Source organism: Bacillus sp. AFS017336, assembly GCF_002555445.1.
GTDB lineage: Bacteria > Bacillota > Bacilli > Bacillales > Bacillaceae_G > Gottfriedia.
Map to the genome: position 1 here is coordinate 104,892 of NZ_NUCO01000009.1, position 24,807 is coordinate 129,698.

General features: G+C 34.6%; 23 protein-coding genes and 1 riboswitch. Of the genes, 12 read left to right on the plus strand and 11 right to left on the minus strand.

Features of this window, described 5'->3' with window-relative positions; genetic code table 11:
- Window positions 1–255: 255 nt before the first annotated feature.
- The gene (locus tag CN601_RS04020) at window positions 256–2,175 is read left to right on the plus strand and encodes a heavy metal translocating P-type ATPase (protein WP_098170157.1); all 1,920 of its coding nucleotides are present in this window, start codon (window positions 256–258) and stop codon (window positions 2,173–2,175) included.
- 311 nt (window positions 2,176–2,486) lie between these two features.
- Here CN601_RS04020 and CN601_RS04025 read toward each other — a convergent pair whose 3' ends face one another.
- From CN601_RS04025 to CN601_RS04035, 3 genes are read right to left on the minus strand one after another with little or no spacing between them, the layout of a single operon-like run.
- Window positions 2,487–3,368 carry a YihY/virulence factor BrkB family protein gene (locus CN601_RS04025; RefSeq protein WP_257131603.1) on the minus strand — a complete coding sequence of 294 codons (882 nt, stop codon included), beginning with the start codon at window positions 3,366–3,368 and terminating at the stop codon, window positions 2,487–2,489.
- A 17-nt stretch (window positions 3,369–3,385) separates the two neighbouring features.
- Entirely contained in the window at window positions 3,386–3,925 is a 540-nt protein-coding gene (locus CN601_RS04030; RefSeq protein WP_098170158.1) for a hypothetical protein, read from the minus strand.
- Between the two features lie 13 nt (window positions 3,926–3,938).
- Window positions 3,939–4,415, minus strand: coding sequence for a low molecular weight protein-tyrosine-phosphatase (locus CN601_RS04035; protein WP_098170159.1), 477 nt, complete (start codon window positions 4,413–4,415; stop codon window positions 3,939–3,941).
- Between the two features lie 289 nt (window positions 4,416–4,704).
- A riboswitch (TPP riboswitch) is annotated at window positions 4,705–4,809 on the plus strand.
- A gap of 134 nt (window positions 4,810–4,943) precedes the next feature.
- Between CN601_RS04035 and thiT the strand changes: the two genes are divergently transcribed.
- Together thiT and CN601_RS26810 are read left to right on the plus strand one after the other, a co-directional pair.
- Complete coding sequence (gene thiT, locus CN601_RS04040; RefSeq protein WP_098170160.1) at window positions 4,944–5,525, plus strand: energy-coupled thiamine transporter ThiT; 582 nt, start codon at window positions 4,944–4,946, stop codon at window positions 5,523–5,525.
- A 775-nt stretch (window positions 5,526–6,300) separates the two neighbouring features.
- A complete protein-coding gene (locus CN601_RS26810) occupies window positions 6,301–6,456 on the plus strand; it encodes a hypothetical protein (protein WP_179865431.1) in 156 nt (51 codons plus the stop codon).
- 426 nt (window positions 6,457–6,882) lie between these two features.
- Here CN601_RS26810 and CN601_RS04050 read toward each other — a convergent pair whose 3' ends face one another.
- The gene (locus CN601_RS04050) at window positions 6,883–7,113 is read right to left on the minus strand and encodes a hypothetical protein (protein ID WP_098170162.1); all 231 of its coding nucleotides are present in this window, start codon (window positions 7,111–7,113) and stop codon (window positions 6,883–6,885) included.
- Window positions 7,114–7,187: 74 nt separating this feature from the next.
- Here CN601_RS04050 and CN601_RS04055 point away from each other — a divergent pair, with 74 nt between their 5' ends.
- From CN601_RS04055 to opp4A, 7 genes are all read left to right on the plus strand, one after another.
- Entirely contained in the window at window positions 7,188–7,754 is a 567-nt protein-coding gene (locus tag CN601_RS04055; RefSeq protein ID WP_098170163.1) for a hypothetical protein, read from the plus strand.
- Window positions 7,755–8,000: 246 nt separating this feature from the next.
- Window positions 8,001–8,453, plus strand: a complete 453-nt coding sequence (locus tag CN601_RS04060; protein ID WP_098170164.1) for a Dps family protein — start codon at window positions 8,001–8,003, stop codon at window positions 8,451–8,453.
- A gap of 564 nt (window positions 8,454–9,017) precedes the next feature.
- Window positions 9,018–10,043: an ABC transporter ATP-binding protein gene (locus CN601_RS04065; protein ID WP_098118010.1), complete on the plus strand. Its 1,026-nt coding sequence runs from the start codon at window positions 9,018–9,020 to the stop codon at window positions 10,041–10,043.
- Window positions 10,024–10,950 carry an ABC transporter ATP-binding protein gene (locus tag CN601_RS04070; protein WP_098118011.1) on the plus strand — a complete coding sequence of 309 codons (927 nt, stop codon included), beginning with the start codon at window positions 10,024–10,026 and terminating at the stop codon, window positions 10,948–10,950. Before CN601_RS04065 ends, CN601_RS04070 begins: the two co-directional genes overlap by 20 nt.
- A 15-nt stretch (window positions 10,951–10,965) precedes the next feature.
- The gene (gene opp4B, locus CN601_RS04075; protein ID WP_098118012.1) at window positions 10,966–11,931 is read left to right on the plus strand and encodes an oligopeptide ABC transporter permease; all 966 of its coding nucleotides are present in this window, start codon (window positions 10,966–10,968) and stop codon (window positions 11,929–11,931) included.
- A gap of 14 nt (window positions 11,932–11,945) precedes the next feature.
- Entirely contained in the window at window positions 11,946–12,851 is a 906-nt protein-coding gene (locus CN601_RS04080) for an ABC transporter permease (protein ID WP_098170165.1), read from the plus strand.
- A 25-nt stretch (window positions 12,852–12,876) separates the two neighbouring features.
- Window positions 12,877–14,655 carry an oligopeptide ABC transporter substrate-binding protein gene (opp4A, locus tag CN601_RS04085; protein WP_098118014.1) on the plus strand — a complete coding sequence of 593 codons (1,779 nt, stop codon included), beginning with the start codon at window positions 12,877–12,879 and terminating at the stop codon, window positions 14,653–14,655.
- A 159-nt stretch (window positions 14,656–14,814) separates the two neighbouring features.
- On the opposite strand, the gene CN601_RS04090 is transcribed toward opp4A, so the two are convergent.
- The 4 genes from CN601_RS04090 to CN601_RS04110 form a co-directional block, all read right to left on the minus strand.
- The gene (locus CN601_RS04090) at window positions 14,815–15,108 is read right to left on the minus strand and encodes a hypothetical protein (RefSeq protein ID WP_142317301.1); all 294 of its coding nucleotides are present in this window, start codon (window positions 15,106–15,108) and stop codon (window positions 14,815–14,817) included.
- 591 nt (window positions 15,109–15,699) lie between these two features.
- Window positions 15,700–17,106 carry an amino acid permease gene (locus CN601_RS04100; RefSeq protein WP_098118016.1) on the minus strand — a complete coding sequence of 469 codons (1,407 nt, stop codon included), beginning with the start codon at window positions 17,104–17,106 and terminating at the stop codon, window positions 15,700–15,702.
- A gap of 264 nt (window positions 17,107–17,370) precedes the next feature.
- Window positions 17,371–18,657, minus strand: a complete 1,287-nt coding sequence (locus tag CN601_RS04105; protein ID WP_098118017.1) for a Glu/Leu/Phe/Val family dehydrogenase — start codon at window positions 18,655–18,657, stop codon at window positions 17,371–17,373.
- 15 nt (window positions 18,658–18,672) lie between these two features.
- Window positions 18,673–19,884: an ornithine--oxo-acid transaminase gene (locus CN601_RS04110; protein ID WP_098118018.1), complete on the minus strand. Its 1,212-nt coding sequence runs from the start codon at window positions 19,882–19,884 to the stop codon at window positions 18,673–18,675.
- 325 nt (window positions 19,885–20,209) lie between these two features.
- Here CN601_RS04110 and CN601_RS04115 point away from each other — a divergent pair, with 325 nt between their 5' ends.
- Together CN601_RS04115 and CN601_RS04120 are read left to right on the plus strand one after the other, a co-directional pair.
- Window positions 20,210–21,625, plus strand: coding sequence for a sigma-54 interaction domain-containing protein (locus CN601_RS04115; protein ID WP_098170168.1), 1,416 nt, complete (start codon window positions 20,210–20,212; stop codon window positions 21,623–21,625).
- A gap of 118 nt (window positions 21,626–21,743) precedes the next feature.
- Window positions 21,744–22,025: a hypothetical protein gene (locus CN601_RS04120; RefSeq protein ID WP_179865432.1), complete on the plus strand. Its 282-nt coding sequence runs from the start codon at window positions 21,744–21,746 to the stop codon at window positions 22,023–22,025.
- A gap of 52 nt (window positions 22,026–22,077) precedes the next feature.
- Here CN601_RS04120 and pheA read toward each other — a convergent pair whose 3' ends face one another.
- The 3 genes from pheA to CN601_RS04135 form a co-directional block, all read right to left on the minus strand.
- The gene (pheA, locus tag CN601_RS04125; protein ID WP_098170169.1) at window positions 22,078–22,926 is read right to left on the minus strand and encodes a prephenate dehydratase; all 849 of its coding nucleotides are present in this window, start codon (window positions 22,924–22,926) and stop codon (window positions 22,078–22,080) included.
- A 116-nt stretch (window positions 22,927–23,042) separates the two neighbouring features.
- Entirely contained in the window at window positions 23,043–24,023 is a 981-nt protein-coding gene (locus CN601_RS04130; protein ID WP_098118021.1) for a LacI family DNA-binding transcriptional regulator, read from the minus strand.
- Window positions 24,024–24,270: 247 nt separating this feature from the next.
- Window positions 24,271–24,699, minus strand: coding sequence for a GHMP family kinase ATP-binding protein (locus tag CN601_RS04135; protein WP_098170170.1), 429 nt, complete (start codon window positions 24,697–24,699; stop codon window positions 24,271–24,273).
- Window positions 24,700–24,807: the final 108 nt, after the last annotated feature.

The following is a 24,807-nucleotide window of genomic DNA, read 5'->3' on the forward strand; positions in this document are numbered from 1 at the left end:
CTCACGCCCCAAATCAAAAACATTAAAAATTTTTTAATCCAATAAGCAAATTTTTTCATCACAATTAAACTAATGTGTTAATATATAGTTAATAAGAATAATTTTAATTAAGTAAATAAACAACTTAGAGATTAAATAAATAGTAAGTCTTTATAAAATGTACGCTGCTGTCCTAGGACGGCAGCTTTCGTCGTTTTATAAGGGTAGTGAATTTGATTATTTTTCTCAATTGATAATATGAAAGGGGTATTTATTATGGAGGCAAGTCCAAAAGTTTCAACGATTCATACTACATATGAGGCCGAGCATGTGGAGTCTTCAACGTTTCTTTCAAAGCATGGTGAGTTAATTGCTGCTTTAGTTTCTGGTGCTTTAATTCTAGTTGCTTCATTCGGAACAAAAGAACATTCGATGATGTCGATTATATTATATGTTTTAGCTTTTTGTATTGGTGGGTATGCGAAGGCAAAGGAAGGTATTGAGGATACGATTGCTGAAAAGGAATTAAACGTAGAAATGTTAATGATCATTGCTGCTGTTGGTTCGGCTGCAATTGGTTATTGGACTGAGGGTGCCGTTCTGATTTTCATTTTTGCTTTAAGTGGCGCACTTGAGACGTATACGTTAAATAAGACAAATAAAGAGATTTCTTCTTTATTGTCGATTCAGCCTCAAACGGCGATTCGTTTAGTTGGTGATGTTGAAGAGGTTGTTAGCATTAAAAGTTTAAGTATTGGTGATTCGATTTTGATTAAAGCTGGGGAGCGTATTCCTGCTGATGGTCAGATTATTAAAGGTGAAACTTTAGTTGATGAATCAGCTCTTACTGGTGAATCGATTCCGGTCGTTAAAAATTTAAAGGATGAAGTTTTTGCTGGAACAATTAATATTAAGGGTACGCTTGTTGTTGAGATTACTAAGCACAGTGATGAGACTCTTTTCCAAAAAATCATTAATCTTGTTCAAACAGCTCAAAGTGAGCAAACTCCTTCTCAACAATTTATTGAGAGATTTGAAGGGGTTTATGTTAAAGGTGTATTAATTGTCGTACTGTTTATGATGTTTTTACCGCATTTTGCATTGGATTGGTCATGGACGACAACTTTTTATCGAGCAATGATTTTACTAGTTGTTGCTTCTCCTTGTGCACTTGTAGCATCTATTACACCGGCTGTATTATCGGCAATTTCAAATGGAGCAAAATCTGGAATTCTCGTTAAGGGCGGTATTCATTTAGAGCGCTTAGCTGTTTTAAAAGCAATTGCGTTCGATAAGACTGGTACGTTAACAATTGGTAAACCTGAAGTGACAGGCTTTGAAAAAGTGGAAAATTTAGATCGAACTGAGTTATTATCAATCGTTGCTTCTATTGAAAGATATTCAACTCATCCATTAGCTGCTGCTATTGTTGATTATGCGACGAAAGAAGGAATCACTGTTTCATCATCTTTCGAACAAATTGATGACCATCCTGGTTTCGGTGTTTCTGCTATTTTAAATGGTACGGAATACAAAGTTGGTAAAAAAGAATTCGTTGCGATGAAACAAAATCCCCTGTTACATTTTGAACAACAATGGGAACAAGAAGGAAAAACAATTGTTTATGTTGGTACTGAGGATCAAGTCGTTGCGATTTTCTCATTAAAAGATTTAGTTCGTAATGAGTCAAAACAGGCTTTATCTACTTTAAATAAACTAGGTGTTCAAACAGTCATGATTACAGGTGACTCTGAACAAACGGCAAAAGCGATTGCTGCAGAAAGTGAAATCAATGAATACTTCGCATCTTGTCTACCGGATGAAAAAGTATCGATTGTTAAAAAGCTAAAAGAAAACTATGGCCAAGTAGCAATGGTTGGTGACGGAATAAATGATGCACCTGCTCTTGCGACTGCTAATGTTGGTATTGCGATGGGTGGCGGAACTGGCGTAGCTTTAGAAACTGCTGATGTAGTTTTAATGAAAAACGACTTAACAAAAATTTCAAAAGCGATCACATTATCAAAACGTATGAACAAAATTGTAAAGCAAAATATTATCTTTTCGCTTACCGTAATCGCATTTCTAATTTGCTCGAATTTCCTACAAATCATTGACCTACCTTATGGAGTAATCGGTCATGAAGGTAGTACAATTTTAGTTATCCTTAACTCATTAAGATTATTAAGAGATTAAAAAAAACGCATCGTACTCATACTGTACGATGCGTTTTTTTGACTGAATTGACGGTAATGAGCAATGCAAGCAGGCAAAGTGCGCATTTTCTCTTCAGTCTAAATATTAATGATAATCATTATGTCCGTTTGCAGATCCACTCGTTTTGTTCTTTGGATGAGAGCTACTTTTTTGCTTCTTATTAGATTTATCATTATGATTTTTCTTATTGTTACTCATACTTATTTTCCTCCCTTTATTGAAGTCTTTTTTAGTTTACCTGTTTAAAAAAAGACTACTCATGGAAGAAAACGCCATTATTATAGAAGAAACTATTTCGGACCTTGCTGTTTTGGGTCAATTAATTTAGGTTTAGGTTTGATCTTGCCATATTGTCGTTCTTTGATTAGAGCATTTAATTCACCGCCAATTATGACAACCATCGCCGATATGAAAAACCAAATCATTAAAACGATAATTCCACCTAAACTTCCATAATGACTTGTGAAATTGCCGAAATTATCTACATAAAAGGCAAAGCCAAACGAAGAAATAATCCATCCTAAAGTTGCAAAAAGTGATCCAAAGAAAACTTTTTTAATGTGGACAACCTTACTCGGTCCAATTGAATATAAAACAGTAAATACAATTAACAAAATCACAAAACTTAGTGTCCATCGAATGATGCTCCAAGTATAAAGGAAATCATTTGATATACCTAAAAATTCAAATACAAATTTGGCAATAACTTTTCCAAATACCGGTATTAATAACGCAAACACGATCACAAAAATCATAATAATCGTTAAAATAACCGAAACCCCTCTTGTAACAAAGTAATTTCGTTTATCTTCTACATTATAAGCATCATTTAGTGCTCGAATGATTGCATTAATACCATTAGACGACGCCCAAAGTGTTGCGATTACCCCTACTGATAACACGCCACCATGTGATTGGCCAATTATTAATTGTAAATTACTTTTGATAATTGCCATTGCATCTGGTGGAGCGTATTGACTTAAGAAAGACATAATTTCATCAGTAGTGAGTGGTAAAAAGGTAATAACCTGTGTTAGAACAATTAGAAATGGAAAAAGAGATAGCATTAGATAATATGCTAGCTCTGCTGAACGAGATGCTATTTCGTCTTCCATACACTTTTTCGTTAAATCCCAACCAAATGCTACAATAGAATTTTTTTTGTTAATCAAATTGACACCTTCAATTGTTATTCTTTAGATGTATTACCTGCCAATAAAATTGATTCAACTTTTTCTTGTACTTCATCTGCATTTTCTTCAGTAATATCTTCAATACCTTCAAGAGAAGCTTCTAACTGCTCATCTGTTTCAGAAGATTCGTTCTCGTGGGTTACCTCATGAGAAGTCGCTGAAATTTGCGATTTACCTTCTTCTAGATCGATTGAATCTTCAATTTTTGCTTCAACAGCCTCAACAGCCTGCTCAGAAACCTTTGAAGATCCTTTATCGAACTTATTTAATGTAGAATCTTTAATTTCGATCCATTTATCTTTTACAAGCTGAACATTGCCTTCTAATTTTTCAACTGAGCTTTGAACAACTCTCAATTGATTTCTTACAGCACCTTTTACGATTTCTGGATCCTCTTTAATTTGATTTAATTTGTTTGTAACGCTTCTTCCCTTACGTGAGATTTTCTCACGATTTTCCTTGTTAAGTAGGGAAACTCCCGCACCAATTGCGACTCCGACTAGAATATTGCGTAAAGCTTTGTTACGTTTTGACATTCTACATCCTCCTCTAAACTGTTAATTGGTGTTGCTTTAAAATATGTTGAAGTAAATGTGAACATCCTTCAGTTACGATGTCATATACTTCATTAAAATTACCCGTATAATATGGATCAGGCACTTCCTTCCACATTGATGCTGGAACATAATCTGAAAGTAGTGAAATCTCTCCTATACAATTATTTCTTGCTAAATTCATTAAATCCTCTTTATTCTGTGCATCCATAGCAACAATATAACTAAAATATTTAAAGTCATTATCTGTCACTTTTCGAGCTTTCATACCCTCGCAATTTATACCCTTTTCGCTTAATAATCCCTGTGTTCCCTTATGAGGAGGGTGACCTAAATGCCAATCCCCAGTACCCGCTGAGTCTATCATAAATTGTTTTTCTAACCCTTTTTCTGTCACTAAATGACGAAAAACAGCCTCAGCCATTGGCGAACGACAAATGTTACCTAAACAGACAAATAATACTTGTATCATCTCGATGTCTCCTTCAAATTATTTACACTTCTACCAAAAATTAGCTGTTTGTTCCGTATTCATTCTACCACGGTATATTTTAAAATGAAAAGCAAGCTATTGTGAATAATTTATGGACAGTATAAATAAGATAAAAGTTATAATGCTTATTTTTTACATAATAGCTCTGTTTACACTTACTTTTTAAAAATAATTTTAATTAAAGCGTAAAAAATTTAATTTTTACAGATAAATTAATTGTATTTTTAAACCACCTTGACTATATTTAGTAGAGACAACTAAATGTACGCTGATCCACAAGGGGAGCCAATTGGCTGAGAGTGAATAGAATAGCTATTCTTACCCTTCGAACCTGTTAGTTAATACTAACGTAGGGATGTGGCACGATGAAAAGCAACACTGGGATCATCATGCTACCCGTGTTGCTTTTTTATGTACTTCAACTCGAAATCCCAAACTGTGGAAACGACTCTCACTAAAAAAGTGTTTCACTACATAAGTTGTCCACGAATAAAGGGGGAAATATAAATGAAGACATCAAAGATTCAATTAATGGCAGAAATAGCGATGTGTGCAGCACTTGCAATCGTATTCGACTTCTTACCACTATTTACTGCACCTCAAGGAGGATCCGTATCACTAACAATGATTCCAGTTTTCTTAATTGCTTTCCGTTGGGGATTAAAACAAGGCCTAATTACTGGACTATTACTAGCAATTCTACAACTAATCACAAAACCTTATTATGTACATCCAATACAAATATTCTTAGACTATATCGCAGCATTTACAAGCATAGGCTTAGCAGGTCTCGTATTTAAACAAATAAAAAACAATTTAGCAAACGGCAATAAAACAAGCGCAGCAGTTTACATTATTATAGGAACATTTATCGGCTCACTAGCTCGTTTCATCTGCCACTTTATCGCAGGAGTTGTATTTTACGGCTCATACGCACCAAAAGGCACTCCGGTTCCACTTTACTCATTAGTATATAACGCTTGGTATATGGTTCCTTCATTTATAATTAGTGCTGTTTTATTAATTATCTTGCTTTCCTCAGCACCGATTCTTGTTAACGTTAAGAAAAATCGAAATCAAGCAGCTTAACACAGTTATATAGGAAGAAAAAATAAATTCAGACTGAAAATCACAAGTTTAGCTTGTGATTTTTTGTTTATTTTTGGTTAGTACACTCTCGAACTGGGCCAGTTTTTTAGCGATATATCAATAAAATGAGTACTTAATTAAAGGCCGATGGCATATATCAACGGAATTGAGCATTTTATCAACGTGATTCTGCACTTTATCAACGGGATTGAGCATTATATCAACGGGAATCCGCACTTTATCAACGGGATTGTACATTATATCAACGGGAATCTGCACTTTATCAACGGGATTGTACATTATATCAACGGGAATCCGCACTTTATCAACGGGATTGAGCATTATATCAACGAAGTTCACAACTTTATCAATATAGTTCAACAAGTGTTCGTATTTTTCAAAAATACACCTGTTGTATTTCAACGCACAGCAGCTCCCCTTAGAGCCCCGAAACACTTTTATGCACAAAAACCTCTACTTTATGAACAAATCCCACCCATTTACGCACAAAAATCAACGTTTTATGCACAAAGTACACCCTGTGTCCGCTTTTTCAATTTCCCCCCACACTGTATTTCAACACAAAGCAGCACCCCTTTAGGGCCCGAACCACTTTCACTCACAAAGTACCTATCCCCCCCTCCTTCACCCAGTTACCCCAAGCCCAAATCAAAATATTCCTCTAAAATTTGAACACTTTGTGAATTTTAGTTATCTGTCCTTTTCTTCAATCATATATATAAAATACAGAAAATTTTCGAAGGGGGTATTTACAATGGCTTACGATGTGCTCATCTTTTTCTTTTACGTGATTATTCTTTTAGGTATGATTGGTTCATTTTTCTTAGTATTAAAAAATGCGTTTAATGAGGATGATGCAGTTAGAATTGATCCTAAGCTTTCCCCTCACAATGTAAATCTGCATTCATAACTTAAGCGTGTTCGTTTTATTAAATGAATTAGGTCTACTGACTTGTGCTTTCAATCAATTAAATAATCATAAATTCGTGCTATTTTATAAATCGTAAACTGGGTGCCTCATCTGTCGGGATGTCTGACAGATGGGTGCCTTTTTTTGTGAAAATAAATAGAAAAAGACCTTAATATTAATTTCAGACCAAGGCAGTTTGGCTTGGTGAATTTATCAATATTCGGTCTTACGATTTAAGCATTAAGAGATTCCATTTTTTATCCGTTACTCCGGTAAATAAATGGAATCCTCGTCCACTATTTTTAGTGTATATTTTATCAGTAAGTTTTTGAAACGACACCAATAAATGGTACCAATTTTGAACGTGGAATATTATTCCTTATCTATGAAAAGAAAACGATATTTTATAGGTTACAATTACGTTATTTAAATAATATTACCCCAAACCATTAGTAAAAAATAAAAGAATACCATAGCACTTACTTTCATTAATGATTTTCTATTTTGATAGATTCCGTAAATCCAAAGCATTGTAAAAAATACAAAACCTATTTTTCTTATAGGTGTTGGATCATTCAGCAATTCAAATGTGTTTATTATCAAAAATAATAAAATCATTAAAAAAAGGGCTATGATCAATACCCTATATTTTTTCAAGATTCTTACCACCTTTATTTAACAGTCGTTTTTTAGATTATACATTATATTTTTCTATTAAAAGGAGAAAGAAAATGAAGAAACAATTAACTGCAATGACTACAGCACTTTTACTAACGGTCTCTTTACCATTTACAGTAAACGCAGAGGAAAATACTGCATTAGAAAGCTCGATTGAAGAAGCACAAGAACAAGAATTTTTCTCTAGTGTGACAGAGATTGCTGAATATGATGAAAACCAACAGCTTGTGGCAAAAACAATTATTGAAGAAGGCTCACCAAGCCATCCGTTAATACAATCACGTGTGGTGGTTAATGAAGGAGTTAGTATGAATTATAAATTAATTGATACATTTACTGGTTCTTCAAAAGTTATAAGTAGTTTAGGTGATTGGACATACAGTTTTGCATCTGCATATATTCCAGAAAAATTTCTTAAAAAAACATGGTCTAAGGCTGCGGCAACAGCAACACTTAATGCTTTATATAATGGTGCAGCTATAAAATATTACACAACAAAGAACTACCAAGCAAAAGATTCTATGTATTACTACGGTAAGGCTATATCCTATGAATATTCAGACTCTGCAAAAACTAAGTTAATAAAAACAATTACACATCTTTCAAAAGTCGCAAAATGAATTAAATACAGCAAAGTTCAATAAATAGCAGACCAGTTTAACTAATTCTGGCAGTCTTATTTTTTTGAACTTCCCATCTTTTGGATGGTTTTCTATTTTAATATAATGCTACCTACCAATTTAACGTTAAATTTACTAATTGTTGTCTTAGCTATCAAATATTACCATGACTATTATCGGTCATTATCAGTTAAGATTGTGTATATGGTTTTTTAATCTTTTACATCATTTAGAGGAGGTATTTTAATGGAAACATCATCCATCTCAAAAACGACTGTTGATGTGCTAAACAAGCAAATAGCAGACTGGAATATTCTATTTGTAAAGTTGCATAACTATCACTGGTATGTAAAAGGTCCAAATTTTTTCACTCTACATACTAAATTTGAAGAATTTTACAACGAGGCGAGTTTACATATTGATGAGCTAGCGGAGCGAGTGTTAATAATTGGTGGAAAGCCACTTGGAACAGTGAGAGAATATCTTGATACTTCATGTATAAATGAAGCGAATACAAATGTTACTGCTGATGAAATGGTACAGGACATTGTTAAAGACTTTAAATACTTAATTGAAGAATTAAAAGATGGTATGGAAATTGCAGAGCTTGAATCTGATTCTGTAACCCATGATTTATTATTAACAATTCGAGAAAAGCTTGCTAAGCATGTTTGGATGTTAACGGCTTATTTAAATTGATCATTTGTAAAACTTTAAGGTTAAATTAAGAAAAACAGAGTAAAGTAAGTCGGAGAGTTGATCCATTTTACTTTACTCTGTTTTTTCTTTTCTTATAATTTACTAAAATTATAGTTTAGTTGACCCCCATTTTTTAACTAAATTCTTATTTTCCTATATAAAAACAGGTATAAAGTACTAGGAATATCAAACTACAAAATTACCCTCTATATTATATTTTCCACAAAATTCTTACAATTTGCGACAAACTTCTTCTTTTTTCTATCTTTTTTTCAAACACATCTTATTGACTATTTCAACCACATAAATGTAAACGTTTTCATAATTAACAAATCCTACTGCCTCTTATTTTAATTAATATATCAACCTTTTTATCGTGTCCCCATTACAAATTTTTCCTATTTATTGACTAGTTGAACAGGTTTAAATTCAAATCCTAGTTAAAAAGGACTATATATTACAGGCTTTGATACCGTATTGAAACATTCGCGTAATAATATTATACTTATAAAAATTCTAAATAAACCAACAATTTGCTCATGATATCGCGAAAGGAGATACGATATGTCAAAACCTCTTTTGGAAATCGAACATTTAACGACATCGTTTCGAATAAACAACCAATATTATCCTGCTGTAGATGATGTGTCATTGACTGTCCATGAAAATGAGATTCTCGCAATTGTAGGTGAATCTGGCTGTGGTAAAAGTGCACTAGCCCTCTCAATTCTTGGACTACATTCAAATAATCGTACAAAAATGAATGGATCAATCTCTTACAAGGGTACGAATTTACTAACACTAAATGATAGTAAATTAAATAAGATTCGAGGTAAGGAAATCGGAATGATTTTCCAGGAACCTCTAACTGCTTTAAATCCGCTAATGACGATTGGTAAACAAATTGAAGAGAACCTAGATTACCATACTGATTTATCAAAATCACAGAAAAAAGAGCGTGCACTAGAGTTACTTAATCAAGTTGGTATTCCGAAACCAGAGGTTACTTACAAACAGTACCCACATGAATTATCTGGTGGGATGAGACAGCGTGCAATGATTTCGATTGCAATTGCTTGTAATCCGTCATTCATTATCGCTGACGAGCCTACTACCGCTTTAGATGTAACGATACAAGCTCAAATTTTAGATTTACTAAAAGAAATCCAAAAGACAACGAAACTTGGAATCATTTTAATCACTCATGATTTAAGCGTAGTTGCTGAAGTAGCAGACCGAGTTGCTGTTATGTATGCTGGCCAAATTATTGAGACTGGTTCAGTAGAAGAAATACTAAATAATCCATTACACCCATACACACGATCACTATTAAACTCTATTCCTACTACTCATTCAAAAAATCAAAGACTTCATATTATTGAAGGCACTGTGCCACCATTAGACAAACTACCTAGAAACGGCTGTCGATTCAGCCACCGTATTCCTTGGATTCAATCTTATGCTCATGAAAATCAACCTAACTTGCACGAAGTCACACCAAATCATTATGTACGTTGTTCTTGTTATAAGCATTTCCATTTCAAGAACGAGAAAGGAGCACCGATCGTAAATGTCTCTATTAAAGGTTGATAACTTAAAAGTACATTACCCTATTCGCGGTGGTATCTTTCGAACAGTTGTAGATCACGTTAGAGCTGTTGATGGAATTTCATTTGAACTTAGCGAAGGCGAAACATATGGCCTAATTGGAGAATCTGGTAGTGGAAAATCTACTGCGGGTAAAGCGATTTTACAATTAACGAAGGCTACACATGGAAGTATTGAGTTTTTAGACAAAGACTTAATAGAGTTAAATAAAAATCAATTACGAGCATTTCGCCAAGAAATTCAAATGATCTTTCAAGACCCATACTCTTCTCTAAATCCTAAAAAGCGAATTATTGATTTAGTTGCAGAACCTTTAAGAAACTTTCAAAGTTTAACGCCGGATGAGGAGCGTGAAAGAGTTCTTTATTATCTAGATAAAGTAGGTCTATCACCTGAGTCTCTGTACAAATATCCGCATGAATTTTCTGGCGGTCAACGTCAACGTATTGGGATTGCTAGAGCCTTAACTTTACAACCAAAGTTAATCGTTGCAGATGAGCCAGTTTCAGCATTGGACGTTTCTGTACAAGCACAAGTACTTAACTTCCTACAAGATTTACAGGAAGAATTCAAATTAACTTATTTATTTATCGGTCATGACTTAGGTGTTATCCGCCATTTATGTGATCGAATTGGTGTTATGTATCGCGGTAGACTTGTTGAAGAAGGCACTACTGACGATATATTAAATAACCCGCAACATATCTATACTAAACGCTTAATCGCAGCAATACCTGACATTCGTCCAGAAGTTAGAGAAGAAAAAATTATTGCAAGACAAGTAGTTCGAGAAGAATACCAACAAAACTTTTCTTCTTACTTTGATGAAAATGGTCGACCATTTGATTTAAAGGCAATATCAGATACTCATCGAGTAGCATTACCATAGAAAGGAGTAACGAATATGTTGAAATTTATCATCCGACGTATACTCATCATGATTCCACAGCTTCTAATCTTGAGTATACTAATCTTTGCACTTGCTAAAGCCATGCCAGGTGACGCTCTAACTGGTCGATCAATTAACCCAAAAGCTAATCCACAGGAAATTGAAAAGATTCGTGAAGAAATGGGCTTAAATGATCCTGCTTATGTTCAGTATTATCATTGGATTAAAAACGTAGCAAAAGGTGATTTTGGTATTTCATATACACACAAAATCAACGTAGTCGACGTAATTGGCGACCGAATTGGCAATACAGTATTACTTGCTTTATGCGTATTTATTGTGACTTACTTATTAGCTATTCCATTTGGGATTATTAGTGGACGGTGGAATGACACCTGGGCCGATAATCTAATAACCGGGTATAACTATGTAGGTTTTGCTACCCCACTCTTTATTTTTGGATTAATTATGTTATTTATTTTCGGATTTTATTTAGACCTATTTCCAACAGGTGGTAGCGTAGACCCTCAGATTGCCGATGGAACATTTGCTTATTATGTAAGTAAATTAGATCATCTTGTTTTACCAACTTTATCAGGTGCACTAATTTCAACTGTAGGTATTTCTCAATATTTACGTAGTGAAATTATTGATACAAAAGTTAAAGATTTCGTAAGAACTGCAAGATCAAAAGGTGTTCCTGAATCAAAGGTTTATTCTAGACATATTTTACGTAATTCATTCTTACCAATCGCAGCATTTCTAGGTTATGAGATTACTGGTTTAATAGCTGGTTCAGTATTTTTAGAATCAATTTTTGGATATCCAGGAATTGGACAGCTGTTTGTTAAATCCGTTATGTTACGTGACTTTACCGTTGTAAATGCACTTGTTTTAATGACATGTCTTGCAACACTTTTTGGAACATTAATCTCAGATATTATTCTAAGCATCGTGGATCCACGTATACGGATTGATTAAGGTAGGTGACACTTATGGAATTAAAAATCGAAAATCAAAATCATATAGTTGAGAAGCGAAAAAGTTCATCTGGATTTAGTGTTATTTGGGCAGAATTTAGACGAGATAAGTTAGCTTTAGGTTCTCTTATCCTACTTGGCTTAATAATATTATTCGTGTATGGTACTTCGCTTGTACTAGATCAAAACCAAATTGTTAAAGTTGACTTTCTATCAATCTATCAGCCCCCTTCATCTGCTCATTGGCTAGGTACTGATTACGGGGGACGTGATATATTCGGGCAACTAATAATTGGGACTAGGAATTCCTTTACAATCGGATTTTTCATCACAATTATTACGAATTTACTAGGCCTAGCACTAGGATTAGTAGCTGGTTACTTTGGTGGTTGGGTTGATGGAGTTGTCATGCGTATTATTGACTTCTTCTTATCTTTACCAACACTAATGTTAATTATCGTATTCGTTACTGTTGTGCCTACATTCTCAATCGTAAATTTCATCTTAATAATGAGTCTATTTTTATGGACAGGTAAGGCAAGATTAATTCGTTCAAAAGTATTATCAGAAAGCGAATTAGATTATGTTGCAGCTGCAAAAGCGATTGGCACGCCGAACTGGAAAATCATTATTTCACACGTTTTACCAAATGTAAGTTCATTAATTATCGTTGCATTTACGTTAAACCTAGCAGGAAATATTGGAATTGAATCTGGGTTAACATTCCTTGGATTTGGTTTACCAGAAAGTACTCCAAGTTTAGGAACACTAGTAAGTTATGCAACAAACCCTGATGTTTTACAAAACAAGCTGTGGATTTGGCTACCTGCATCGTGCATGATTTTAGTGCTCATGCTGAGTATAAATTTCATCGGTGAAGCGCTAAAGCGTGCAGCTGATGCAAGACAAAGAAGAGGTTAAGAAACCATTAAAGGAGAGTGGAAATATGAAAAATGCAAAAGGATTTTCTAAGGTTTTAAGCGCAATGGCAGTATCTATGTTAATTCTATCTGCTTGTAAGGGCGGGGACACAAAAACAACGTCTACAACTGCTAAAGTAGATCAAGCTGCTTTCCCAATTAAAGTAACGAATAACAAAAAATCAATCGCAGGTGGCACTTTAAAATACGGTTTAGTATCTGACACGCCATTTGAAGGTATTTTAAATACAGTTTTCTATGAAGGCGATCCAGATTCTCAAGTTCTTCAATTCTTTGATGAGGCACTTCTTTCAACAGATGAAAACTATATTTATGACCAAGATGGTGCTGCTACATACAAATTAAGCGATGATAAAAAGACAATTACTTTAACAATTCGCGATAATGTAAAATGGCACAATGGTGACCCTGTAACTGCTTCAGATTTAGAGTACGCTTACCTTGTAATTGGTAGCCCGAAATATACTGGTGTACGTTATGACTCACAAATGTCTATGATCGAAGGTATGGAAGATTACCATAACGGTAAAGCAAAATCGATCTCTGGGGTAAAAGTAATTGACGACCACAACATCTCAATTACATTCAAAGAAGCAAACCCATCAGTACTTACTGGTTTATGGACTAACCCACTACCTAAAAAATATTTAGGAAATGTACCAATCGATAAATTAGCATCATCTGACCAAATTCGTAAAGCTCCAATTGGCTTTGGACCATTCAAAATCAAAAAGATCACTCCAGGTGAAGCTGTAGAATTTGAAGCGAACAAAGATTATTGGAATGGTGCTCCAAAACTTGACGGTGTACTTTTAAAAGTTGTTAACCCAACAATTGCTACATCATCATTACAAAATGGCGACATCGATATCGCGTCTGTTTCAGCTGACCAATACGATCAAGCTAAAAAATTAAAAAATATCCAATTAATCGGTAAAACAGAATTAGCTTACTCTTACATTGGATTTAAATTAGGACATTTCGATGCGAAAAACGGTGTAAACGTAATGGATAATACAAAATTCTCAGATAAACGTTTACGTCAAGCAATGGCTTATGCTATTGACAACAAAGCAGTTGGGGAAAAATTATACAAAGGATTACGAGTGCCTGCAACATCTGTAATTCCACCATCATTCCCTAAATACTTTGATAAAGCATTAAAAGGATACACTCATGATCCAGCAAAAGCTAAACAATTACTTGATGATGCTGGTTACAAAGACGTAACTGGAGATGGCTTACGTGAAGATCCAAACGGTAAACCATTCAAAATCAACTTCGCTTCTATGAGCGGTGGCGATATTGCTGAACCATTAGCACAATTCTACATCCAATCTTGGAAAGATGTTGGCTTAGATGTTCAATTATTAGATGGACGTTTACATGAGTTCAACTCATTCTACGATATGGTAGAAAAAGATAATCCAAAAATCGATATCTTCGCAGCAGCTTGGGGAACAGGTTCTGACCCAGACCCATCTGGAATTTGGGCGAAAAACGCACCATTTAACTACGTTCGTTGGGTAAATCCAGATAACGACAAGTTATTAAAAGAAGGTATCTCAGCTAAAGCCTTTGACGAAAAATACCGTCAAGACGTATACGATCAATGGCAAGAGCTTGTAAATGAAGAAGTACCAGTTATCCCTACTCTATTCCGCTTCGGTTTAGATGGAGTTAACAAACGCGTTAAAGGCTTCGACCTAACTGCTGGTCAAGGTTTCCAAGGTCACTTACAAGACATCTCTGTAACAAGTGCAGAGTCTGAAAAAAATAAATAAGCTTTAAAAATAGGACCGTCTCTTTTGAGATGGTTCTTTTTTTTGAGTGTGGATAAGTTGCTGCTCTCCTTTGTTTCGGGATGGTTTCTTGGTAGAAATGCGAACACATTGTGTACTTTGTTGATAAAGCTGTGAACTTTGTTGATATAGTGGGCATTTTTATTGATAAACTACTGATTTTTGTTGATATAGCGCTGATTTTTGTTGATAAAATTTTTGAGTGGCTGCTGTGCGTTGAAATATGGCTAGCGAATTATTGATAGCACGTACTTTTTGTGAGGTTGGTTCATAAAATGGCGGCTTTTGTGCATAAATCATTGGGATTTGTTCATAAAGTGGTGAGTTTCGTGCATAAATCGTTGGGATTCGTTCATTAAGTGCTGCTTTTTGTGCATAAACGACCTCGGGGTACTTCTGTGTGTTGAAATTTAGAGAGCGAATTATAGATGGCACGTATATTTTACGAACTCTGCTCAATTATCACTAGATCAGGTCGGTCCACTTCCCCTTCTGAGTGACGATTATTTGCAAGTGCGTTGCCAGAAATGCGAACACATTGTGTATTTTGTTAATAAAGCTGTGAACTTTGTTGATATAATAGGGATTTTTATTGATAAACTACTGATTTTTGTTGATATAACTCTTGGACTCCTTTTGAGTGGCTGCTGTGCGTTGAAATACGGCTAGCATATTATTGATATCACGTACATTTTGTGAGCTTGGTTCATAAAACGCTGGCTTTTGTGCATAAATCAATAAGTTTCGTTCATAAATTACTGATTTCTGTGCATAAACGACCTCGGGGTACTTCTCTGCGTTGAAATATAGTGTATTGAAACTCAAAAAGCACGAGAACACCGTAGACATTATTGATAAAATAGCTAATTCACCAATAAATCCCTTCAATGCACCCTAAAAACCGACCCCAAACCAAATTTACTAAAAAACAATCACACCGCAATTAAAACAAAAAAACCCGCCAGGAAGCCTAACCTCCTCGCGGGCTCTATCTAATTAATAAAATCAGTCTCAAAAACCGAAATATTAACTTACCTTCCTACCTTCTTCTTGCTCATGCTTTTCAATCTTATGTCTAGCGGAGAAATGGTAATAGATTAAACATAGAATCATAAATGGAATACCACAGTACAATGCAATGCGTTGGTCTGGGATAAATGCAAGGCTGATCATTACAGCCACATTTAACACTAATGCAACAATTGGTACGATTGGGTATAGAGGAGTTTTGTATTTTAAGTCCTCTAATTTTCCACCTTCTTGAATGTATTTCTTTCTACCTAAAAGATTTGATAATGCAATGCTTGCCCAAACAAATAGGCAGCCAAATCCTGCAATTGATAGTAGCCATAGATAAACTGTGTCTTCTGCGTAAATACCACTTAATAGAGATAAGCATCCAAAAAACATACTAAAAGTTAAAGCGTTTAAAGGTACACCATTTTTAGTTAGTTTTCCTAATTTCGAACTAACCATTCCTTTTTGAGCCATTGAGTACATCATTCGAGATGTTGCGTATAAACCTGAGTTAGCAACTGATAGAACCGCTGTAATAATAACAAAGTTCATAATATCTGCTGCATATGGAATACCGATGTTATCAAATACTACTACGAATGGACTATCTACTAATCCAGCTTTCTCCCAAGGGAATAAGCCTGCTAAAACAAATATTGATAAAATAAAGAATACTAGAATTCGCCATACAGTGTTATTAATTGCTTTAGGTACAGCTTTTGCTGGATCTTCACTTTCACCAGCTGCAATCCCTACTAATTCACTTCCCTGGAATGAGAAGTTAACTGCAACCATTGTGACCATAATCGCTAAAAAGCCATTCGGGAAAAGTCCGCCGTGGTCTGTAAAGTTAGAAAGCATTGGAGCCTTTGACCCTTCCACAGGTACAATGCCAAACATTACTGCTCCACCTAAAACTATAAATAGAACAATTGTCACTACTTTAATACTAGCAAACCAAAATTCAACTTCAGCAAAACTTCTAGTTGAAAGTGCATTTATTGCGAATAATATTACCCCGAATACTACACACCAGATCCAAGTCGGTACATCTGGAAACCATCTTTTCATTAACATACTAACTGTAATTAACTCTAAACCGATTGTTACCGACCAGTTTAACCATGCCATCCATCCAACTACATAACCTGACGCTGGTGAGATATATTTAGTTGCATAAGTTTGATAAGAACCAGCATCTGGTAAATTAACTGCTAATTCTCCTAAACATAGCATAGTTAAGTACATTACGAATCCACCTACTAAGTAGGCTAATATTGCTCCACCTGGGCCAGCTTCACTAATTGTATAGCCTGATCCCATAAACAAACCTGTCCCAATAACTCCCCCAAGAGCAATCATAAACAAGTGTCTACTTTTAAGCTCTTTCTTTAACCCTTGTTCTTGTTGTTTCATGAAAGTCCCTCCTCTAGATGCAAATTGTGCGCATAAGTTAAAATATTCTGATATAACAGAATGCAGACTCCCCCGAATCCCATAATGAACACTAAAACGCTTTAAATTAACATATTTTAAAACTAAATTTTCAGATATTAATTGAAAACGCATACAAATCATTGTATTGAAATAATACTTAATTATAAAAATAGATTTTATTATCTGTCAATACAATATAATTGCTCCAGATGGAAAACCACCTGGAGCGAACCTATTAATCTATTAAACCCATCCACGGAAACGAGATGCTTCTGCCATTTTACGAATACCAACCATGTATGCAGCTAATCTCATATTTACTTGACGATTAACTGAAGTTTGATAAACACTGTCAAATGAACGCACCATTTTTTCACGTAGCTTTTCAGCAACTTCTTCATCAGACCAGTAGTAACCTTGGTTATTTTGAACCCACTCAAAATAAGAAACAGAAACTCCGCCAGCACTTGCTAATACGTCTGGAACTAATAGAATTCCACGTTCTGTTAATATTTTAGTAGCTTCTAGAGTAGTAGGACCATTTGCAGCTTCAACTACGATTGTTGCTTTAATATTGTGAGCATTTTCAATTGTAATTTGGTTTGAAATTGCAGCCGGAACTAAAATATCACAAGGCATTTCAAGTAATTCTTTATTAGAAATTACATCAGTAAACTGGTTAGTTACTGTACCGAAACTATCTCTTTTTTCTAATAAACTATCGATATCTAAACCATTTTGATCATATAATGCGCCAAGTGCGTCTGAAATACCAACTACTTTTGCACCTGCTTCAACCATGAATTTAGCTAAGAAGCTACCCGCATTACCAAATCCTTGAACAATGACACTAGCACCCTTTAAATCGATTCCTTTACGCTTCGCAGCTTCTTCGATACAGATTGTTACACCTTGAGCTGTAGCTGTTTCACGTCCTGCTGAGCCACCTAGTACAAGTGGTTTACCAGTAATAAATCCTGGAGAATCAAATTCTTGAATTCTACTATACTCATCCATCATCCAAGCCATAATTTGAGGGTTTGTGTATACGTCTGGTGCAGGGATATCTTTCGTCGGACCAACGATTTGGCTGATTGCGCGAACATATCCTCTACTTAAACGCTCTAACTCATATATTGACATCTTTCTTGGATCACAGATGATACCGCCTTTTCCCCCACCGTATGGTAAATCAACGATACCGCATTTTAAGCTCATCCACATTGATAAAGCTTTTACTTCATCTTCATTTACCTCAGGATGGAAACGAATTCCGCCCTTTGTTGGACCTACAGCATCATTATGTTGTGAACGATAGCCAGTGAAAATTTTCACTGAGCCATCATCCATTCTTACCGGAATTTGTACTGTTAAAAATCGTAAAGGTTCTTTTAATAACTCATAAAGTTCTTTTGAATAACCAAGTTTATGAAGTGCTTCAGAGATTACTTCTTGAGTTGACTCAATTAATTCTCTGCCTTCTTCTTTGATTTTGTTTTGTACTTCATTTTGTGGGATTGTAGTTGTCATTTTTAATCGCTCCATTTATACAGTTGCTTTATATTGGCTAAATACTTCGTTAATTTGTTGAATTGACCAGTCTAAATCTTCTTTAGAAATAATTAATGGTGGTGCAAAACGAATTACAGTATCATGTGTTTCTTTACATAATAAACCTTGTTTTTTCAATGCTTCACAGTAAACACGTGCAGGAACATGTAGTTCAACACCAATAAATAATCCACGTCCTCTAACTTCTTTAATATGAGGATGCTCGATTTCTCTTAATTTTTCCATAAAGTAATTTCCAAGCTCATTTGAACGCTCAGCTAATTTCTCTTCTTCAAGTACATCTAATGCTGCTACAGAAACAGCACAAGCTAATGGGTTTCCACCAAATGTAGATCCGTGAGAACCTGGCTCAAATACACCTAGGATTGAACGATTTGCAGCAACACATGAAATTGGGAATACGCCGCCTCCAAGTGCTTTACCTAAAATATACATATCAGGAATTACTCCATCCCAATCACATGCAAAAGTTTTACCAGTTCTGCATAGACCAGTTTGAATTTCATCTGCAATAAATAATACGTTTTCATTTTTACAAACTTCAGCTACTTCGCGTAAGAATCCTTCTCTAGGAATATTAATTCCAGCCTCACCTTGAATTGGTTCGATTAAGAATGCAGCAGTATTAGGCGTAATAGCTGCTTTTAATGCTTCCATATCGCCATAAGGAATTAACTTAATTCCTGGTAAGAATGGACCAAATCCACGTTGATAGTCTTTTTCTGATGATAAAGATACTGCAGCCATCGTACGTCCATGGAAATTACCAACACAAGCAATAATTTCAGCTTGGTTATCTTCAACACCTTTTACATCATAAGCCCATCTTCTAGCAGCTTTAATTGCTGTCTCAACAGCTTCAGCACCAGTGTTCATTGGCAAAATCATGTCTTTGTTTGTAACTTTTGCTACTTTTTCAAACCACTCACCCATGTTTTCACTATAGAAAGCACGAGAAGTTAATGTAACTTTGTCAGCTTGATCCTTTAAAGCTTGAATAATTTTCGGATGACGATGACCTTGGTTTACAGAAGAATAAGCACTAAGCATATCTAAATATCTGTTCCCCTCTGGATCTGTTACCCAAATACCTTCAGCTTTTGCGATTACTACTGGTAGTGGATGATAGTTATTTGCGCCATATTGATTTGTTTGGTCAATGATTTTTTGAGAATTAGTTGCCATTTGAGTTCCCCCAATATTGATTAATTTTTAGTTTCTTACTAAAAGAATAAGCAATTTCCGTGCCAAACATGTTAAATACAGAAAAATTCACAGAATGTACTTATATCCAATGTTATCCACCAATAATGATGATACCGTTTACAATTTACCGCAAAATATTTTTGCATTTAAGCGCAAAATTAATTAAAATATGCATAGAATATTTGCAGCAAAAAAAAGAGTAACAAAAAAAATTAGCACATTTAGAAAAACTGCCTTTTTATCTTACCAAAAATAATTAGAAGTGCAAATTTTTTATACAGTGATAATGAAAAGAGAGAATCTTATGAAAAATGATAAACAAAACTTTTTAGCTGTTGATGAATTATTACAGTTAATATTAGAAGAAATTGACATCGGTATACATGTAGTTGACCAAGATGCAAATACAATGGTGTACAACCGAAGAATGATGGAAATTGAAATGATGAATGAAGAGGATGTATTACATAAAAATCTTCTAGATGTATTCACGTTTCAAAAAAACCAATCAAGTACACTTCTCGAAGCCCTCCAAAAAGGGAAAGTTCGTAAAAATATTAAACAGTCCTATTTCAATAATAAGGGAAAAGAAGTTACAACAATCAACGATACTTATCCAATCATGAAGGATCATAAAATTATCGGAGCCATCGAAATGGTTCGCGATGTCACTGAATTAAAACAATCCGTACAAGACGGAATTCTTCAAAACAGAAATACACGCTATACATTCGAACAATTAATCGGAACTTCCGCGTCATTTAAGAGCATTATTGAGGACGCTAAGCGATCGGCTAAAACTTCTTCCTCCGTATTAATCGTTGGTGAAACCGGAACAGGTAAAGAATTGTTCGCACAAAGTATTCACAACGCAAGCCAAAGAGCTACAAAACCATTTATTTCTCAAAATTGTGCCGCTCTTCCGGAAACCTTAATCGAGAGTATTCTTTTCGGTACAAAAAAAGGAGCATTTACCGGGGCAATTGATAAACCGGGATTATTTGAAGAGGCCAATGGTGGAACATTATTACTAGATGAAATCAACTCACTTAGCCCGAACTTGCAAGCTAAACTTTTACGTGTTATTCAAGAACGCAAAGTTAGAAGAATTGGTGATACGAGTGAAAAAGAATTAGATGTGCGAATTATTGCTACTATAAATGAAGATCCGATCGAAGCAATTGCGAATAATCATTTACGGAAGGACTTATATTACCGTTTAAGTGTAGTCTCATTATTTCTTCCGCCATTACGTGAACGATTTGAAGACATTCTATTATTAGCAAACTTCTTTATTCAAAAATACAATCGCCTTTTTGGTCATCGAGTCATTAAATTAGATGAGGAAGTATCCAATTTCTTTCTAAACCATAACTGGCCAGGAAATATACGGGAGCTTGAGCATATGATTGAAGGTGCAATGAACTTAGTTGAAAATGATACAACTATTTCTACCACGCACTTACCATCTAGATTTTTTAATGAAAAAAGAAATGTTATTTCCGCACCTACAATCAGTCAAAATAAAGAGGTCAAATCAGCAGATCTTACAGAAGATCAATCAAATTTAAAAAGCACTTTATTAAATAATGAAAAACAGTACATTATGAATGTTTTAAATGAACATAACGGTAACATTACAAAAGCTGCAAAAAAATTAGGCATCAGTAGACAAAACCTACAATACCGTATTCGCAAATTTAATTTATTTAACGATTAAGGGTATTGAAGAATTCTATGTTTCCAGTACAGTTTTAAACTCGAACGCCCAAACCTTCCGCATTTGTCCAGCATATTTTAAATATGTAAGACTCATAAGTAAAGGAGGTTTGTTATACATGTCGAATGAACTTGAGTATCGCCCAGGATTTGGTGGTGGCTTCCATGGTGGAGGCGGATTTCATGGTGGAATGGGTGGAATGGGTGGATTTGGTGGTAGACCAGGGTTTGGGTTCGGTAGACCAGGCTTTGGGTTTGGTAGACCTGGATTTGGATTTGGTCGTCCGTTCTTCCGTCCATTCTTCCCATTTTTCCCATTCTTTTATGGAGGTTATGGTTACGGTTATCCTTACTACTATTGCCCACCAGGATATTATTGTCCTCCCCAATATTACTACTAGTAATGTAAAATTAAAAAATATAAAAGAGAAGGATCCTAATCCTTCTCTTTTTTTATAGCGATATTGTAGAGTAACTCCCTACGACATCTACCGAAAAGCCTAAAGCTTCTAATTCTTGCTTAACTCCAGGTAATAATACTTCATCATAGCCCATCTCAACATCAATAATGAAAAAGTAATTTCCCAATCCCGTTTTCGTCGGGCGAGACTCAATCTTTGAAAGGTCAATCTTTCTCCAGGCAAATGCAGATAGCACTTGGTGAAGCGCACCAGCGTGGTTCTCCGGCATATTAATGACTAAAGTTGCCTTAGTCTGTTTAGAATCAAAATAATTTGTTTCCACTTTCGCATCTTGTCTTTGTAAAACAACAAATCTTGTATGATTATAAGAATTAGAATGAATGTCTGAAGCAACAATTTCTAAACCATATTTCTTAGCAGCAAACTCGTTCGCGATCGCTGCTATACACTCATTAGTTTGCTCACTAACAATTTTAGCTGCTGCGCTTGTAGAAGTTACCGGCTCTAGCTTCGTGTATTTATATTGACCATGTAAAAACGTATGACACTGAGCTAATGCATGGGAATGAGAATAAATTACCTCAATATCCTTCACTCGATGTGCCTGTCCTTTTGCCATCAATAAATGTTGTCTAATCGGTATAATGATTTCACCAACCATTTTTAATGGCTGCTCATGTACAAGATAATCGATTGTTGTAGTCACAGAGCCCTCAACCGAATTCTCAATTGGAACTACTACTAAATCAACCTCTCCCTCAGCTACACCATCCATACAAACAGGTATACTAGAATAAGCAATATGTTCTTCATTTTTAAATACAGATCGAACTGCGACATGTGTAAAAGTCGCCTCAGGACCTAAATACCCAACTTTCACGTTCCCACTCCTTTTAATTTTTAATTATACTAAAAAGAGTAAAGATTAAAAGCAAAATGTTTCATTTTTAGCAATTATCTTACAAATTTCGCAAATGACAATTAAATGGCTATTCTTTAAAGACTACTTTGACGTATTTTTAACGTCGTTGGAACAATCACTTTTTTAGCTATTTTCCTACCTAAAAGCCTTTCCATCAATAAATCCACAGCGGATTCGCCCATTAATTCGGTATATACTTTCAAAGTACTTAAACTAGGAAACAAATACTTTGTAAACACAAAATCATTCATTCCGATTAAATTCACGCGCTCAGGAACCGATATTTTTGCCTCATGAAGTGCCTTTAAACATCCAACTGCCATCGTGTCACATCCGACTAAAAAAGCTGTTGGTAATTCTCCACCTTGCTCTTTGATTGCCTTGTTCATTAAATTAAATCCATCTTCTGCTGTAAAACTACTTAAATACAGATTTTCTTTATGAAAAAGTCCCTTCTCTTCTAAATACTTTTTATATGTTTTCACGCGAGAATTATGATTTTGATTTCGATCATACTCACGTCCACCAATGTATCCAATTTTTTGATGACCATGCGATATAAAATGGTCTAAAACTTTTACAATAGCATTCTCATAATCAGTTATGACAGAATCGTATTTTTCTTCATCTGGTGAAAAATTAACAAACACAATATTTTTCGAAACTTTTTTCAATGAAATAATTTGGTGACTATCGAACTTACCTAAAGCAATAACACCAAGGATTTGCTCATCATACATTCCCTTTTCACTTCCATGAAAAAAAGTAGAAATATGTAAAGAATGTTGCTCACACTTATTTTCAATTCCGAATCGGATTAGCATATAAAACAATTCATTTAACTCTTCTTTGTCGTGCTCACCTTTAACAAGTGCGATTTTAGCAATATTCTTTTTTACTTTAGACTTTTTCCTATATGAAAGCTTTTCGGCTGTCTCGAAAATTCTTTGTTTTGTATCATCACTTACCGATAGTGCAGGGTCATAATTCAGAACTCTTGAAACAGTAGCAATTGATACACCTGCTTTTTCCGCAATATCTTTAATAGTAGTCATTCAACTCTCCTCGTAACCTTTCCAACTTAATTGAACTTATTAAGTTAATTTTAACAGTTGAAGGTTGTACGATTATTCATTAAATATGGAGAATTTTTTACATATTTTAATTACTTTAAATCCGAACCGCATATTTAAGTTTTATTTATGTGTTTTTGAAATATTATAATTTACAGGAGGAAATTTTATCTTTTATGGAGTTTACTAGGTTGCTTTTTTAATTGTTGGTTGATGTGGTTTCTATTTTTTATTCATATAAAGTTTTTAACATTGTACTTGTTAAAGCTTCAATTGTCCTACTTGAAGATAAGCCAATTTCATTTGGAAGATTACTGTAAATCAGTATATCCATCCCCCTATTAATACGATATCCCGCTTGCTTTAAATAACTTATTACTTTCTTTAAATAGCTAGTCCAGTCATGTTTTATTGGATCCTCTACATCATTTAAAGTCACTTCAATGATTCCTAAGTCTTCAAAATTTAATGACACTAGTTTAATTAACTGTGCTTCTGTTCTAGATAAAATGACATATATACCAAATTGACGAGATCCATTTTCTTCATTCCCAGTTATTTCTTCGATCTGATTATTATGTCCTGATACGAAAAATATACGTAAGTTCGAATGATTGTAATACTGGTTGTACACAGATACTAAATCTTTAACATTCATTTCTTAATCACTCCTATTAAATTATTTCAATGAAGCTCATTAGATCTAATTCAACTTTCTAACTCTCCCACGCCAATGTCATAACTAGATATAAATTTTACTAGAAAT